15 protein-coding genes are annotated in these 15,020 nt (G+C 60.9%); 5 read left to right on the forward strand and 10 right to left on the reverse strand.

From position 1 onward, the window contains the following. Window positions 1-96: 96 nt before the first annotated feature. The 6 genes from CRP40_RS09115 to pstS all read right to left on the reverse strand — a co-directional run bounded on the left by CRP40_RS09115 (window position 97) and on the right by pstS (window position 5,264). Window positions 97-696: a hypothetical protein gene (locus tag CRP40_RS09115; RefSeq protein WP_042139284.1), complete on the reverse strand. Its 600-nt coding sequence runs from the start codon at window positions 694-696 to the stop codon at window positions 97-99. Continuing rightward, window positions 693-1,385 carry a hypothetical protein gene (locus CRP40_RS09120; protein WP_027914763.1) on the reverse strand — a complete coding sequence of 231 codons (693 nt, stop codon included), beginning with the start codon at window positions 1,383-1,385 and terminating at the stop codon, window positions 693-695. Before CRP40_RS09120 ends, CRP40_RS09115 begins: the two co-directional genes overlap by 4 nt. 88 nt (window positions 1,386-1,473) lie before the next feature. Next, window positions 1,474-2,235: a phosphate ABC transporter ATP-binding protein PstB gene (gene pstB / locus CRP40_RS09125; RefSeq protein WP_042139286.1), complete on the reverse strand. Its 762-nt coding sequence runs from the start codon at window positions 2,233-2,235 to the stop codon at window positions 1,474-1,476. 73 nt (window positions 2,236-2,308) lie between these two features. Further along, a complete protein-coding gene (gene pstA, locus CRP40_RS09130) occupies window positions 2,309-3,202 on the reverse strand; it encodes a phosphate ABC transporter permease PstA (RefSeq protein ID WP_027914761.1) in 894 nt (297 codons plus the stop codon). Next, window positions 3,202-4,167, reverse strand: coding sequence for a phosphate ABC transporter permease subunit PstC (gene pstC / locus CRP40_RS09135; protein WP_027914760.1), 966 nt, complete (start codon window positions 4,165-4,167; stop codon window positions 3,202-3,204). The genes pstA and pstC overlap by 1 nt, the downstream gene beginning before the upstream one ends. 65 nt (window positions 4,168-4,232) lie before the next feature. Next, window positions 4,233-5,264, reverse strand: coding sequence for a phosphate ABC transporter substrate-binding protein PstS (gene pstS / locus CRP40_RS09140; RefSeq protein WP_027914759.1), 1,032 nt, complete (start codon window positions 5,262-5,264; stop codon window positions 4,233-4,235). 232 nt (window positions 5,265-5,496) lie between these two features. Here pstS and CRP40_RS09145 point away from each other — a divergent pair, with 232 nt between their 5' ends. Together CRP40_RS09145 and CRP40_RS09150 are read left to right on the forward strand one after the other, a co-directional pair. After that, entirely contained in the window at window positions 5,497-6,192 is a 696-nt protein-coding gene (locus tag CRP40_RS09145; RefSeq protein ID WP_027914758.1) for a type 1 glutamine amidotransferase domain-containing protein, read from the forward strand. Window positions 6,193-6,353: 161 nt separating this feature from the next. Continuing rightward, window positions 6,354-6,761 (forward strand): response regulator, encoded by a 408-nt coding sequence (locus CRP40_RS09150; RefSeq protein WP_027914757.1) that lies wholly within the window; start codon window positions 6,354-6,356, stop codon window positions 6,759-6,761. 79 nt (window positions 6,762-6,840) lie between these two features. Here the strand turns inward: CRP40_RS09150 and CRP40_RS09155 are convergent, their stop codons facing one another. Next, window positions 6,841-7,080 (reverse strand): hypothetical protein, encoded by a 240-nt coding sequence (locus tag CRP40_RS09155; protein ID WP_033695037.1) that lies wholly within the window; start codon window positions 7,078-7,080, stop codon window positions 6,841-6,843. 85 nt (window positions 7,081-7,165) lie between these two features. After that, window positions 7,166-8,764: a histidine kinase famiy protein gene (locus CRP40_RS09160; RefSeq protein ID WP_027914755.1), complete on the reverse strand. Its 1,599-nt coding sequence runs from the start codon at window positions 8,762-8,764 to the stop codon at window positions 7,166-7,168. Between the two features lie 227 nt (window positions 8,765-8,991). Between CRP40_RS09160 and CRP40_RS09165 the strand changes: the two genes are divergently transcribed. The 3 genes from CRP40_RS09165 (at window position 8,992) to CRP40_RS09175 (ending at window position 12,290) form a co-directional block, all read left to right on the forward strand. Beyond that, a complete protein-coding gene (locus tag CRP40_RS09165; RefSeq protein ID WP_027914754.1) occupies window positions 8,992-9,801 on the forward strand; it encodes an alpha/beta hydrolase in 810 nt (269 codons plus the stop codon). Next, window positions 9,798-10,970 carry a PAS domain-containing sensor histidine kinase gene (locus tag CRP40_RS09170; RefSeq protein WP_033695036.1) on the forward strand — a complete coding sequence of 391 codons (1,173 nt, stop codon included), beginning with the start codon at window positions 9,798-9,800 and terminating at the stop codon, window positions 10,968-10,970. Before CRP40_RS09165 ends, CRP40_RS09170 begins: the two co-directional genes overlap by 4 nt. Before the next feature lie 114 nt (window positions 10,971-11,084). After that, the gene (locus CRP40_RS09175) at window positions 11,085-12,290 is read left to right on the forward strand and encodes a zinc-dependent alcohol dehydrogenase (RefSeq protein WP_027914752.1); all 1,206 of its coding nucleotides are present in this window, start codon (window positions 11,085-11,087) and stop codon (window positions 12,288-12,290) included. 54 nt (window positions 12,291-12,344) lie between these two features. Here CRP40_RS09175 and CRP40_RS09180 read toward each other — a convergent pair whose 3' ends face one another. Both CRP40_RS09180 and CRP40_RS09185 read right to left on the reverse strand, forming a co-directional pair. Next, a complete protein-coding gene (locus tag CRP40_RS09180) occupies window positions 12,345-14,378 on the reverse strand; it encodes a PAS domain-containing sensor histidine kinase (protein ID WP_027914751.1) in 2,034 nt (677 codons plus the stop codon). Window positions 14,379-14,485: 107 nt separating this feature from the next. Beyond that, window positions 14,486-15,010 carry a hypothetical protein gene (locus CRP40_RS09185; RefSeq protein WP_023536033.1) on the reverse strand — a complete coding sequence of 175 codons (525 nt, stop codon included), beginning with the start codon at window positions 15,008-15,010 and terminating at the stop codon, window positions 14,486-14,488. Window positions 15,011-15,020 lie beyond the last annotated feature (10 nt).

Below are 15,020 nucleotides of genomic sequence, written 5' to 3' on the forward strand. Positions count from 1 at the left end.
TACGCATCAATGATGGACACCGAAGATCGGCACGAAAGTGGCCGAGCGTATGAACGGGACAGCTGACCAGACAGGGCCTGCCTGGCCTCTGGCGGGTCAGGAAGCGAGCATCGATCCCCGCTGCGCACGTGCTGTGGTAAAGCGATGAGGTTGCTGCCAGGCCAGCGTGGCCTGAACATCGGTAGCCGCCTGCTTGACCTTCTGCGTCCATTGGTCGTCTTTGGGGCAGACCACTACCACGCGAAAACCATGCTCGAGCCCCTCGAGCCGTACACCTTCGGAGTCGTCCACATGCAGGTCGATGTCAAACGCCGAGGGCAGCTTGGAGGGCGAGTTGACCAGCCCCCGCTGGCCCAGCATGTGTTGGTGGCGGTCGCTGTTGACCACGCCATCGACGCGGATACCGTACAGCAGCAACCATCGGCGGATGTAGGCCGGCGTGCGTCCGGACGATGTGTAGATCCACACGCTGCAACCCTGGCGGCGCAGGTCGCTGATCAATTCGCGGGTACCGCTGCGCAGTGGCTCGCCCAACCAGCGGTGGACGAAGCTCGGCAGCCGGTCCGGCTCGGCTTCGGCGTGCTCGGGCAGGCAGGCCAAGGTATCGTCGATGTCGAACGAGATGCGCACTCGCGCTTGACGTACAGTGCTTTCGAGCACCGCTCGGCAGCGCTGCCAGGCTAATCCGCGACTCATCGAAGGCTCCTCTCGCGCAGGGGGGTTGGCAGGAAAAACGTCTCGGGCGCCGGGGCATGGGCTTCCAGGAAGGCGGCGTACTTTTTCTTGATCTTGGGCAGCTCGTACAGCGCCTTGACGCCATGCTTGGCCGAGTTGCGGATGACTGACGAGGGATTGAAGTAGCCTTCGGCGTTCTCGAGCGACAGCACGAATGGCGGCAAGCCTGCGCGCATCAGCAGATAACTGACGATCAGCGAGCCGGTACGGTTGTTGCCTTCGATGAACAGCTGCGGCTTGCTGAGGATGCGCACGTACACGCCAGCTGCGCGCTTCCATATCGAATCGCTGCCATAACCGCAGTACCAGTTGTACAAGTCCTTGATGCCGCCTTCGACGTTGTTGAAAAAATGGGTTTCGGTAGCCGCCAGGTGCGCAGCGAACTCCTGGCGGCGGGCGGCGTCGGTGCCACAGAGCACCGTGGCGTTGATTTCCAGCATCAGGTTCACCTGCTGCAGGTGAAACAGGTCGATACCGCGCGCCACGTAGTGATCGACCAACGCGTAGCCCTCCAGCACGTTGCACAGCACCTCGTCGGTGAACGGGTCGCGAGGTTCGGTGAAGTGGCGGCTGAGCTCGGCGAAATGCGCCTGCACTTGGCGCAGGGCGTGCTCGACGGCGTTGAGATCCAGGCGGGGCGTCGCTGGCATCGGTTATCCCTGATTGCGGTATTGGGGTAAAGACCACTGCGGGCCTTGGCCGTCCTGGCACTGGCGCGCGGGCGTTCTCAAGCGAGGCTCAGCTGAACTTGCCACTGATGTAGTCGGCAGTCAGCTGCTCACGAGGGTCCTGGAATATCTGGGTGGTGGGCCCCATCTCTACCAGGTAGCCCGTGCGCGTGCCTTGGGAAATGTCGACCGAAAAGAACGCCGTGGTGTCAGCCACGCGAATGGCCTGCTGCATGTTGTGGGTCACCAGCGCAATGGTGTAGTCCTTTTTCAACTCCACCATCAGCTCCTCCACCCGCCGGGTCGCAATCGGGTCCAGCGCCGAACAGGGTTCATCGAGCAACAGCACCTCGGGTTCGGTGGCGATGGCCCGGGCAATACACAAGCGCTGTTGCTGGCCACCGGACAGGGACAGGCCACTGACCTTGAGCTTGTCTTTCACTTCATCCCACAACGCAGCGCCTTGCAAGGCATGCTTGACCCGGTCACCGATATCGCCCTTGTAGCGGTTCAGCCGAAGACCGAAGGCCACGTTGTCGAAAATGCTCATCGAGAACGGGTTGGGCTGCTGGAACACCATGCCGATGTAGCGGCGCACCACGACTGGATCGACCCCCTTGCCGTAGACGTCCTGCCCCAGAAAGTGCACATGCCCTTCGAAGCGAAAGCCCTTGACCAGGTCGTTCATGCGGTTGAGGCTGCGCAGCACGGTGCTTTTGCCACAACCGGACGGGCCGATGAAACCGGTGATCTCGTTCTTGCGGATCGGCACGTGGCTGTCGCGCACGGCCATGAAGTTGCCGTAGAAGATCTTGTCCAGCTTGCAATCCATGACGATGGGGGTTTCGCTGGCCAGGGGAGCGACTCTTTGGGCGGTGGATACGTTCACGTCGAATGCTCCCTTATCAGTACTTGGGCTTGCCGAATACACGGCTCAGGATGTTGATGACCAGCACGATCATTACCAGAACCAGCGACGCCGCCCAGGCGAGCTCCAACTGGTTGTCGAACGGCATGCCGGAGAAGTTGTAGATCAGCACCGCCAGCGAAGCGGTGGGGTTCATCACCGCCAGGCTGCCATCGTGGTAGATCCAGTAGTTGCTGAACAACGCGGTGAACAGCAGCGGCGCCGTTTCACCCGCCGCCCGGGCCACGGCCAGCATGACGCCGGTCAGGATGGCGGGCAGGCCGGTGGGCAGCACGATCTTCCAGATCACCTGGGCCTGGGTGCAGCCCATGCCGTAGGCGGCGTCCTTCATGATCTTGGGCACCATCTTCATGGCTTCCTCGGCGGTCAGGACCACGATTGGTAGCATCAAAACGGCCAGCGCCACGCCGCCCGCCGGCGCCGAGTAGGTCCCAGTGGTCATCACCACCAGCGCATAGGCAAACACGCCAGCCAGGATGGATGGCAAGCCGGTCAGCATCCTGGCGGCGAAGCGTGCGGCGTTGGCCAGCTTGCTGTCAGGCCCGAGCTCGGCCAAAAACACGGCCGCCAGGATGCCCACCGGCACAGCGATGGCCGCTGCAATGCCGACCATGACCAGGGTACCGACCATGGCGTTGCCGAAGCCGCCGCCCATTTCGAAGCCGGTTGGCGGCAGCTCGGTGAACACTTCCAGGTTCAGCCGTGCGCCACCACGGGTGATGAGCATGTACAGCACCGAAATCAGCGGCACGCTGGCCACCAGGGCGGCGAGCCAGGCCAGTGTGGTCAGCAGTACGCTGCGCAGCGCCCGGCCCTCGAGCTTGCGCTGCAGGCTTGGCAGCGCGGCCACTGGTGTAGAGAGATCGGTCATCAGCGGTTACCTCGTTGCGCGTAGAGCATGATCATCGAGCCCAGCACGTTCACCAGCAGCGTGATGAACATCAGCACCAAGGCGGCGTACATCAGCACTTCCACCTCGTTTGGTCCGGCTTCGGGGAAGTTCAGGGCCAGCAACGCTGCCAGGGTATTGGCCGGCGCGAACAGTGACACAGAGAGGGTGTTGGCGTTGCCCACCAGCATGGCCAGTGCCATGGTCTCGCCCAGGGCGCGGCCCAGGCCCAGCACCAGCGAGCCAAAGATGCCGGTCGCAGCCGAGGGCACCATGACTTTGAGAATCGCCTCCCAGTGCGTCGTGCCCATGCCATAGGCGGCTTGCTTGGTTTTCATCGGCACACTGGTCAACGCGTCCTGGGAGACCGCGGCGATGGTCGGCAGAATCATGATCGCCAGCACCAAGGCTGCTGGCAGCAACCCCGGCCCGCTCAGGGACGTGCCGAAGAACGGGATCCAGCCCAGCTCGCTGTTGAGCCAGGTGGTCAGTGGCCGTATGGCCGGAATCACCACATAGATGCCCCACAGCCCGTACACCACGCTGGGGATGGCGGCCAGCAGCTCGACGATGGTGCGAAACACCGCCGCGAGTCTGGCCGGCAGAAAATCCTGGGTCAGGAAGATGGCCATGCTGACGCCGAAGAAACCGGCGATCAGCAAGGCGATGAATGCGCTGTACAGCGTGCCCCAGATGGCAGGAAGAATGCCGTACTGGCCTTGGTTGACGTCCCAGACACTGCCCAGCAGCAGGTCGAAGCCATGCTTCTCGATGCCGGGCAAAGCCTTGCGGCCTACCTCGTAAACCAGTGCGAAGACCAGTGCCAGGACCAGCACAACCCCAATGCGGGCCAGCGCACGGAAGGTGCGGTCCACCAGCACGTCCCTGGCAGACGGCGGCCGGCAGGCGGAGTCGGGGTTATCCGGTAGGTCGAAGGGTGTGTTCATTGGCAGGTTCCGAGACAGGGTGCTGACACCCCCGGCGTATCAGGCGCACGCCGGGGACGCCGGTATCACTTGATGTTGGCGGAGGCTTTGCGCACTTGCTCGACCACCGAAGGCGGCAGCGGGATGTAGCCCATCGAGTCGGCGATCTTCTGCCCTTCGGTCAGGCTGTACTCGACCATGTCGCGCATGGCCTTGGCCTTGGCGGGGTTGCCATTGTCCTTGCGGAAGATCATCCAGGTGTAGGAGGTAATGGGATAGGACTTGGCGCCGTCCGGATCAGGCAGCCAGGCCACCAGGTTTTCCGGCATGTTCACGGCGGCCAGGGCCTCGGCGCCACTTTCGGCATTGGGCACCACGTACTGCCCGGCCTTGTTTTGCAGTTGGGCGAAGTCCACCTTGGCCAACTTGGCAAAACCGTACTCAATGTAGCCAATGGCGCCTGGGGTCTGGCGTACGGTGGCGGTTACACCATCGTTTTTAGGTGACTTGATGAACTTGTCGGTAGCCGGCCAGTTGACCGTGTTGCCCTCACCCAGCTTTTGCTTGAAGTCGGCATTGATAGCCGAGAGGTGCTTGGTGAACACCGCTGTCGTGCCACTGGAGTCGGCACGCACAACGACGGTGATGGGGGTATCGGGCAGCTTGAGCTCCGGGTTGGCGGCCGCGATCTGCGGGTCGTTCCAGCGGGTGATGTTGCCAAGGAAAATATTGGAGTACACCTCGCGCGGCAGCTTGAGCCCTTTCGGGTTGCCAGGCAGGTTGTAGGCCAGCACGATCTCGCCGGCGGTCATGGGCAGCAGTTGTACGCCCTCGCCCACCTTGGCCATGTCAGCTTCGCTCATGGCCGAGTCGCTGGCGGCAAAGTCCACGGTCCTGTTCAGAAAATCCTGCACCCCGGCGCCGCTGCCCTTGGACTGGTAATCGACGGTCACGCCGTCGGACTTCTTGCTGAAGTCCTTGAACCAGGTCAGGTAGATGGGTGCGGGGAAGCTGGCCCCGGAACCGGTCAGGCGAATGTTTTCTGCGGCGATCGAAGCCGATGTGGCGCAAAGGGAGACCGCGACGGCGAGTGCAGCAGACTTCATCAGGCGTATCATTGAAAGCGCTCCGTGTGATGGCCGGCACACTTTGCATCAGCTGTGTTACAGCTTTGTGACCACCGCGTGGCACCGCGCCCCTCTCCACGCCACGCCCTGCCCTGCGCCCCATTGAGCTGCGGCATTTTTTCAATGCCTTACGCTCACGTCCATGGAACACTCACCGTTTACCGCACTCCCACCCTTATCAGGGCAGCGGCCCTGCACAACCTGAGCTGGAGGACAAACCTGCATGAAGAAGATCCTGATGGTGTTGACGTCCCACGACCAACTGGGTGACACCGGTAAGAAAACCGGGTTCTGGCTGGAAGAGTTCGCGGCACCTTATTACGCATTCGTGGATGCCGGCGCCGACGTCACGCTCGCTTCGCCCAAGGGCGGGCAGCCGCCGCTGGACCCGAAAAGTGACGAAGACGATGCACATACCGAGGCCACTCAACGCTTCGCCAAAGACACCGAGGGCCAGGCTGCCCTGGCCGATACCGTCCCCCTTGGCGAAGTCGACCCTTATGATTTCGACGCCGTTTTTTATCCAGGCGGCCACGGCCCACTGTGGGATCTGGCCGAAAGCCAGGACTCGATCGTTCTGCTGCAGGCCTTTTATGCCGCCAACAAGCCCATCGCAGCGGTATGCCATGCACCGGGCGTGTTGAAAAACGTCAAGGCGCCTGACGGTCACCCTGTCGTCAAGGGCAAAAAAGTCACGGGCTTCACCAACAGTGAAGAGCAAGCCGTGGGTCTGACCGACGTCGTCCCGTTTCTGGTGGAGGACATGCTGCGGGGCCATGGCGCACACTATGCCAAGGCCGAAGACTGGGCGAGCCATGTGGTCGAGGATGGGCATCTGATAACAGGTCAGAACCCGGCATCCTCAGCAGCAACTGCCAAGGCATTGCTTAAACGGTTAGCCCAGGAACCCGGCGCCTGAGCATTGGTTTGTGCATCGCAAAGCAGCAAACGCTACGCAAAGGAATTTTTTGCTACAGCCCGAGGTCACAACGGTAGCGCACAGCTATCGCTTGCACCTCTGGCTGCAAGTCTACATCGGATGTTCCCTTTATTCAGCGTGCGCAGAGCCAGAGTATTGCCATGAAAACGTGCGAATTCCCAAGCTGTCCGACCGTTCTGCTGGTTGAGGACGAACCTATCATCCGTGAGCTGATCGCCATTGCCCTTGAGGACCTGGGCGCAGCGGTAACCAGCGTGGAAACAGCACAGGAAGGCCTGGAAATAACCTCGCGCTCGGCATTTTCGATGCTCCTCACCGATGTCCGCACCCCTGGTGCGGTGAACGGACTGGAGCTGGCCTACCAGGTGGGCCAGTCGCAGCCTGACACTCGCATCGTGGTCATGAGTGGTTATCACGACCCGTCAAGCTGTGCCCTCCCCTCTGGCGCTATATTCCTGCCCAAGCCCTGGACCCTGGATCATTTCATCGGCGTGATCAGTGATCAGCTCGCGCGTTCAGCGTCGCTTCGCGCTCAGCCTGCGGCTTGATCCAGGTTCAGCCAGTTCGGATCGACCGCATGCTGCCGATCCTTGGAAGTGAGTCTGCATCGATTGCGGTCGAGCCGTTTCAGCGGGCGCCTTCCGGTGCCTGCTGCAACGACCGGTCAGCCAGTTGTCGAAGGTCCCGCCACTGCTGCCTAGCGATCAGCCCGAGCCGCTTCATCTCGTCCGCCTGACGCAGCAGTTCCTGGTGGGAGGCACGGGGGCAGGCGCAGCGTGCCACGTGATCATCGAAGGTAGAAAACCAACGGTTGATTGCCTCCAAGTACATCAGGTCAGTAGAAGGCTGCTCAATGAATGCCGTCATGCCGGTCTCCCTGGCGCTCGCTTTTTCAATCGAACCCAAGGAGTGACCGATGGTTCACTCCGGTTGGTAATCGAGCGAGCCGGCCTCACACGATACCCGTATGACCATCCAGTACCTGTCGCACGCGCCGTGCCAGATCATGGGGCTGGCAGGGCTTGGAGATCACATCGAATTCAGAGCCACCGATGTCGGTGCGTTCGATCGAGTTCTCCGCGTAGCCGGTGGTGAGCAGCACCTTGATCTGCGGCTGCAGGCGACGCACCTCGCGCGCCAGCATCACCCCATTCATGCCGCCGGGCATGATCAGGTCGGTGAACAACAAGTCATAGCGCTCACCCGCTTCGATAAGCTTCAGCGCTTCGCGTGCGTTGAGCACCATGTCGGCGTCGTAGCCATAGTTTTCCAGCACCATCTTGGCCAGCTCCGCAACGTCTGGACGGTCTTCGACGATAAGAATCCTCTCGGTACCGGAACTGCGCTCGACCAGCTTCACGGGCTTTTCCTGAATCTGGCTGGCTTCGTCCACCGGGAAATACAAGCGCAGCGTGGTCCCCTCACCCTCTTCGGTGTAGATCCTGGCAGCGCCGCCGGACTGACGCGCGAAGCCATACACCATGGACAGACCCAGCCCCGAGCCCTTGCCCTCCTCCTTGGTCGTGAAGAAAGGGTCCATGACGCGATCACGAATGCTGGCAGGCATGCCGATGCCGCTGTCGGTAATGGAAATGCTCACGTAACTGCCCGGCAACAGGCCGTCGAAGGACAGATTGATGTCGCTTACGTGCACGTTTCGCGTTTCGATGAATACGTGGGGGCGCTTGCGACCGATCAGAGCGTCGCGAGCGTTCATGAAGATGTTCAGCAGTGCCACTTCGGCCTGGGTCGGGTCGATGCGACAGTTGCGCAAGTGCTCTTCCAAGTCGTATTCGACCGTCACCTGGGCGCCGAAGGTGCGCTCGATGATAGGGCTCACGTCATCGAGCAGATGATTGAGGTTGAGCACGCGGCCGTGCAGTTTCTGCTTGCGGGCAAAGGCCAGCAACTGCTTGGTGAGGGTACTGGCACGATCGACCGCCGTTTGCGCATGCCCGACGCTTCGGCGAATGCGGCTCAGATCCGGCTGCGCCTTGTCGGTCTCGCTGGCCACCAGCCCCATGTAACCGCCCATCACTTGCAGCAAGTTGTTGAAGTCGTGAGCAATGCCGCCCGTCAACTGACCCAGAGCTTCCATCTTCTGCGCCTGACGCAATGCATCCTCGGCATCGCGCCGACGGCTGACGTCCAACTGCGAGGCGAAGAAGTAGATCAGGTCGCCACGCTCGTTGAAAATCGGCGAGATGAACAGCGCATTCCAGAAACTGGAGCCGTCCTTGCGGTAATTGAGCACTTCGGTGGCGATATCCACGCGCTTCTCGATCGCCTCACGGATAGCGTCGACCACCGACCGCTCAGTCTCGGGGCCCTGCAGGAAGCGGCAATTTCGCCCCATGATCTCACCGGATTCATAACCGGTCATTTCCAGAAACGCGCGGTTGGCAAAGATGATAGGATTGTCGTCGCGGCTGGGATCGGTCACGATCATGGGCATGCGCGTCGTTTGCACGGCAGCGAAGAACATGTCGTGCGGCAGGTTGGATATGTCTCCGGTCGCCTGATTGCTGACGCGGGCCTTCTTTTCCGTCACGTGACTCTCCTGGTTGGGCAATGGTGCAACTCGTCACTTCTTGACAACGCCAAGCGGTAAATTGCTCCGCCAATAGCGGCTGCTTACGAAACTATTGTTCGATGGCCAATGTCGATTCGTCATCTCCGGCCTACGCTTGCTTGTAAGCGGTAGATTCAACAGCCAACGTTGCCCAAGCCATGCCCCACCCACCCTGCCACGGATGCTGCACACCCTCTTGGAAAGCCATGACCTTATCTACGCGTAACCACGTGCGCATCACCGGTGCTGGCCCTGTCACGTTGATCTTTTCCCACGGTTTTGGCTGCGATCAATCGATGTGGAAGTACCTGTTGCCGCATTTTCAAGCGCGCTTTCGCATCGTGACCTACGACTTGGTTGGTGCTGGGCAATCGGACTTATCGGCGTACGATCGCGTCCGGTACGACTCCTTGGCGGGTTATGCAGCGGATCTGAACGAGATAATCACAGAATACGGCCAAGGCGCCGTGATTCTGGTCGGTCATTCGGTCAGCGCCATGATTGGTGCACTGGCGGATCGACAGCAACCTGGTCGCATTGCAGCTCATGTGATGGTCGGCCCATCGCCGTGCTATATCGACGACGGCGACTACATCGGCGGTTTCAAGCAGGAGGATATCCACGAACTGCTCGAAACACTGGACAGCAACTACCTGGGCTGGTCGAGTACCATGGCGCCGGTGATCATGGGCGCGCCGGGCCAGCCTATGCTGAGCGAGGAGCTGACCAACAGTTTCTGCCGCACCGATCCAGACATCGCTCGGCAGTTCGCGCGTGTCACGTTCCTGTCTGACAACCGGCTGGATGTGCAGGGCCTGCCTACGCCCGTGTTGATTCTTCAGTCCATCGACGATCTTATCGCGCCAGTTTCCGTCGGCCAGTACCTCCATGCCGTGCTGCCCAACAGCACGCTGTGCCTGATCGACAACATCGGCCATTGCCCGCACATGAGTGCCCCTACAGCCTGCTCCCAGGCCATGGACGCCTTCCTGCAACCCTGGGCACCGGGGCCATGACCGGCGCGGGTGAGATACCGGCTGTCGACGCGTTGTTCGAAGGGGCACCCTGCGGCCTGGTGGTCACCACCGAGACGGGCGTGATCGTGAGGGCAAACCAGACCTTCTGCAAGTGGTTGGGCTACGTGCCCGAGGACCTGACGCAGTGCAGGTTTCAGGAGCTGTTGACCATGGGGGGACGAATTTTCCATCAGACCCATTGGGCGCCGCTGATGAGAATGCAGGGTTCGGTCGCCGAGGTTAAGCTCGAAGTACGGCACCGCACCGGTCACGTCATCACCATGTTGCTCAATGGCGTGCGCCGTCAATATGCCCACGGCGTGTTCCACGAGCTGGCGCTGTTCGGCACCATCGAGCGAGATCGCTACGAGCGTGAATTGCTCACCGCCCGGCGCCGCGCCGAGCAATTGCTGGCGCAGACCACTGAGGCCGAGGCTGCGTTGCAGCAGGCCAAGGCCGAGCTGGCCGACGCCTACCAGAGCGCCCAGCGACGCGCAGCCTTTGCCGAACAGATGGTCGCCATCGCCAGTCATGACCTGAAAAACCCGCTGACTGCGATCAAGATGGCGACGCAGTTGCTCGAACGCGGTGAGCACAGGGACAAGGAACGGCGTCTGCTGGGCAGTATCAGCCATTCTTCGGAGCGCGCCAGGCGCATGATCGCTGATCTGCTCGACTTTGCCTCGGTCAGGATTGGCCAAGGCATCACCATCTGCCGTCAACCGATAGACCTGTGCTCGACGGTCGATCAAAGCGTCAACGAATTGAGAGTCGCCTTCGCCCAGGCGCGCATTCGTCACCTGTGCAAAGGCAAGGGTCAACGTGCGCTGGACCCAGACCGCGTGCAACAAATGATTGGCAATCTGGTTGCCAACAGTGTGGCCTATGGTGACCTCACCCATCCCATCACCGTTACCACTGATCTTCATGAGCATGGCGCCGTCATCAGCGTGCACAACCATGGCCCCTGCATTCCTGATACCTTGCTTACATCCTTGTTTGCACCCATGACTCGGGGCACGGACCGTGCCGACTCGGTGCGCTCTGTCGGGTTAGGGCTGTTCATCGTCAGCGAAATCACTTTGGCCCATGGCGGCGATGTCACCGTCGCTTCGGATGCGGCGCTCGGTACCACCTTCACGATACGTCTACCGTTACTGGCAGACTAAGCACGGCGGCACGGGTATGCGCGTGTCCGCATGCCCGCCGAGCTTTTGACCTGAACTTTTGTTTGTCCTGTGGTTTCACCTGCATAACACACTCGCCTTCGCAGGAGTTGAACCATGAGAGCATTGACGTACCACGGCGCACAGGATGTAAGAGTCGACACGGTTCCGGACCCTATCCTGCAAGACGCTGACGACATCATTTTGAGGGTTACCGCCACTGCCATCTGTGGGTCTGACCTGCACCTGTATCACGGCAAGATTCCACAAACCGAACAGGGTGATATTTTTGGCCACGAGTTCATGGGCGTCGTCGAGGATGTCGGCCGCGGGGTGACCAATGTGCAAGTTGGTGACCGCGTCGTGATTCCCTTCGTGATCGCTTGCGGCAGCTGCTTCTTCTGCCAGCACGACTTGTTTGCCGCATGCGAGACGACTAACACAGGCCGCGGCGCCATCATCAACAAGAAAATCATTCCACCAGGTGCAGCGCTGTTCGGCTACAGCCATTTGTATGGTGGGATCCCGGGCGGTCAGGCGGACTATGTACGGGTACCCAAGGCCAACGTAGGCCCCTTCAAGGTGCCCACTTCGCTGTCAGACGACAAGGTGCTGTTCCTGTCGGATATTCTGCCCACCGCTTGGCAGGCAGTGACCAACGCGCAAGTGGGCCAGGGTTCGACAGTAGCCATCTACGGTGCGGGGCCCGTCGGCTTGTTGAGCGCAGCCTGCGCTCGCATGCTGGGCGCTCACACCATTTTCCTGGTCGACGACAACGACTACCGCCTGACGTTTGCCCGCGACGCTTATGGTGTAGTACCGATCAATTTCGAGCAGGACGATGACCCTGCCGACAGCATCATTCGGCTAACCCCGGGCATGCGCGGCGTTGATGCCGTCATCGATGCAGTAGGCTTCGAGGCCAAGGGCAGCACCACCGAAACCGTCATGACAGCCCTGAAGATCGAAGGCAGCAGCGGCAAGGCGCTGCGTCAATGCATTGCTGCCGTACGGCGCGGCGGCGTGGTAAGCGTCCCTGGTGTGTACGCCGGGTTCATCCATGGCTTCCTGTTCGGCGACGCGTTCGACAAGGGCCTGACGTTCAAGATGGGTCAGACCCACGTCCAGAAGTTCTTGCCAGAATTACTCGAGCATATCGAGGCTGGCCGGCTGCAACCTGAATTGATCGTGACGCATCGATTGGCGCTTGAGGAAGCGGCGATGGGCTACAAGATGTTCGACCAGAAAAAGGATGACTGCCGCAAGGTCATTCTAGTGCCTGGTGCGGCGGCGGGTACGCTGGCTCCCGAGGTACCGATTTAAGGGCATTCCACGCTGTCTGTGGCCTGGCCCGTGGTTAGCGGGCCGAGCCCGGCTTCACGCGTGCATCAGGGTGCTCAAGGCCCTGACCAACGTGTCATGATCGAATGGCTTGCTCAATACCATCCCGCCATGGGTGGGCCAGGTCTGCTGCTCAGGGGTGGGCGGTGCATAGCCAGTGATGAACAGCACTGGCAGCCGCGGCCTGATCCCCCTTGCAACGTCGACCATCTTTCTGCCATCCAACCCGCCAGGCAGTCCGACATCGGTGATCAGCAGGTCGATACGCGTGTCCGAGCGCAGCAATTGCAAACCCGCCAGGCTGTCGGCTGCTTCGATGACGACGTAGCCCATTCCACTGAGCGTTTCACTGACATACAGGCGCACCGACGCTTCATCGTCCACCACCAATACCGTTTCACCCGGCCGCGCCCGGTGATTCACTGCAGGGGCAACGCTGTCGCTGACCACACGGGCAGGCCCACCGTGACTCGGTAATTGCACAAACACCCGAGTGCCTTGCCCTGGCGCCGACTCGATGTGCACATGCCCGCCGGTCTGGCGGGCAAAACCGTACACCATCGACAGACCCAGCCCCGTACCTGCACCTAGCGGCTTGGTGGTGAAAAATGGCTCGAACGCCCGCGAGAGGGTTGCGGCGTCCATACCAATGCCCTCATCCGTGACGCAGATGCTCAGGTAATCGCCCGAAGCGATCTCAGGGTCTGCATCCCCATCGATGCGCTTGTCTGCCGTGCGAATGCAAATCCGGCCGTTACCGTCCATGGCATCGCGCGCATTGATGCAAAGGTTCAGCAATGCGTTCTCAAGCTGGACGGGATCGACCAGGCACGTGTGCAACGAAGCGGACAACTGGACCTCCAGCTTCACGGAAGGGCCTACCGTGCGGCGCACGAGCTCAGCCATACCATCGATCAGCGCATGGACATCCGTCTGCACGGGCACCAGGGTCTGGCGCCTGGCGAACGCCAACAGTCGGTGCGTCAGCGCGGCGGCCTTGCGTGTAGCACCGTAAGCCACGGTCATGTAGCGTTCAACGTCCTCATGACGGCCCTGGGCCAGGCGAGACCTGATCAGGTCAAGACTGCCCGAAATGCCCGCCAACAAGTTGTTGAAGTCATGGGCAATGCCCCCAGTCAATTGTCCAACCGCTTCCATTTTCTGGGCCTGACGCAAAGCGGCTTCGGCCTCCTCCCGCTCGGCTACCGCCTGGGCAACACGCGCCTCGAGCGTTCGGTTGAGCTCAAGAAGTTGCTCCTCTACCTGCCTGCGGGCCGTGACGTCGATGGAGGATCCTACCAAGCCGATCACCTCCCCGTCGTCACTGAGCAGCGGTGCCTTGACCGAGAGCCAATACGTGGCCGACCCGTCTGGCATGTCCACCCGCTCTTCGACCTGCACGGCCGTCCCGCCAGCCATCACACGCTGATCGGTTTCCATCACCTGCCTGGCCTGCTCCTTATCCTCGAGGAACTCAAGGTCGGTCTTGCCCAGGTAGAATTCCGGCGGCTTGCCAATCAGCTGCGTGGCGCCATGATTGGCCACCAGCATGCGCCCCTCCAGGTCCTTGGCGTACACCACGCCGGGAACCGCGGCAGTGAAGGTACGCAGCAACGTGGACATGCGGTCGCGCTCGGCCTGGGCCTTGCGACGTGACTCGATGTTCATCAGCACACCAGGAAAGCGCACCGCAATGCCCTGCTCATCGAGCTCGACTCGACCGTTGGCTTCAACCCAGCGATAACAGCCATCGTCCTGGCGGACCCGGTATTCACAGCGAAACGGGCCGCCCAGGGCCGTGGCCGCCTGAATGGCTTGCGCGACGCGTTCGCGGTCATCGGGATAGATGGAGGCAAACGCTTCTGCCAGAGGCATCCCTGTCAGGCATTTGGACAGCGGCAAGCCAAACGAATGCGAAAAACGCTCATCGGCCGTAACCCTGTCATTGGGTATATCCCATACCCACGTGCCGATGATCGCGCCCGCGTCCAGCGCAAGCTGCAACCGTTCTGCGGTTAACGCGGCATCATCCTGGCCACTGGCATCGATACCAGCGGTACGTTGATTCATCGATCGACCTCGAACTTCCTGAGTGCAAGCACGGGCACCGGGCACGTCGCGCTGTGCAAAAGGCGCCTATGATGGGCCCCGCGGCCAAGAGTTGAAAGGCCTGGTCTTTATGCCAACTGAATAAAGATGGCGTATGACCCCAGCAAGACCCAGCACACGAGGAAAATCCAGGGTGTACGCAGCGAGAACAGCAAGGACTTGCGATGACCGGCCTGGGAGGTTTCGGTCTCGCTGAACAAGGGCGACTCGTCATAAGCCAGGCCCATCATGGGTTCGCTTCGCAGCAGATGGCTCTGTTTGAGCTGCCAATGCTCGATGATCTTGTAGGCGGCGTGAATACCTGGCCAGGCGTTCAGTGAACTGAGCACGCCAAGCAGCGCCAGAAACGGCGGCACCACCAACGTGAACATTTCACCCCAACTCTGATTGGTGTTGCCCATGGCAGATGCGTAGGCAATCACCAGAAATGACTGGGCAGCCAGATAAGCATCCGTACGATTGGCAAGGATGCTGGTCTCGTACTGGATTTCCTGTCGGTAGAAGTCCAGCCGCTCCTTGGGCGAGCCGAACATGCGGGCATTATGCTCCTGGATTTCGTGCTCCGGGGTGGCTGGGGTGATGATACGTGGCACAGTACGGCTC

Source organism: Pseudomonas sp. URMO17WK12:I9 (assembly GCF_900230165.1).
Classification (GTDB): Bacteria; Pseudomonadota; Gammaproteobacteria; order Pseudomonadales; family Pseudomonadaceae; genus Aquipseudomonas; species Aquipseudomonas fulva.

Coding starts and splice junctions, on each gene's coding strand:
- CRP40_RS09170 (WP_033695036.1), top strand. CDS start 9,798: ATGACCGGCGCGGGTGAGATACCGGCTGTCGACGCGTTGTTCGAAGGG.
- CRP40_RS09145 (WP_027914758.1), top strand. CDS start 5,497: ATGAAGAAGATCCTGATGGTGTTGACGTCCCACGACCAACTGGGTGAC.
- CRP40_RS09180 (WP_027914751.1), bottom strand. CDS start 14,378: ATGAATCAACGTACCGCTGGTATCGATGCCAGTGGCCAGGATGATGCC.
- pstC (WP_027914760.1), bottom strand. CDS start 4,167: ATGAACACACCCTTCGACCTACCGGATAACCCCGACTCCGCCTGCCGG.
- CRP40_RS09120 (WP_027914763.1), bottom strand. CDS start 1,385: ATGCCAGCGACGCCCCGCCTGGATCTCAACGCCGTCGAGCACGCCCTG.
- CRP40_RS09175 (WP_027914752.1), top strand. CDS start 11,085: ATGAGAGCATTGACGTACCACGGCGCACAGGATGTAAGAGTCGACACG.
- CRP40_RS09115 (WP_042139284.1), bottom strand. CDS start 696: ATGAGTCGCGGATTAGCCTGGCAGCGCTGCCGAGCGGTGCTCGAAAGC.
- pstA (WP_027914761.1), bottom strand. CDS start 3,202: ATGACCGATCTCTCTACACCAGTGGCCGCGCTGCCAAGCCTGCAGCGC.
- CRP40_RS09155 (WP_033695037.1), bottom strand. CDS start 7,080: ATGACGGCATTCATTGAGCAGCCTTCTACTGACCTGATGTACTTGGAG.
- pstB (WP_042139286.1), bottom strand. CDS start 2,235: ATGGATTGCAAGCTGGACAAGATCTTCTACGGCAACTTCATGGCCGTG.
- CRP40_RS09165 (WP_027914754.1), top strand. CDS start 8,992: ATGACCTTATCTACGCGTAACCACGTGCGCATCACCGGTGCTGGCCCT.
- CRP40_RS09150 (WP_027914757.1), top strand. CDS start 6,354: ATGAAAACGTGCGAATTCCCAAGCTGTCCGACCGTTCTGCTGGTTGAG.
- pstS (WP_027914759.1), bottom strand. CDS start 5,264: ATGATACGCCTGATGAAGTCTGCTGCACTCGCCGTCGCGGTCTCCCTT.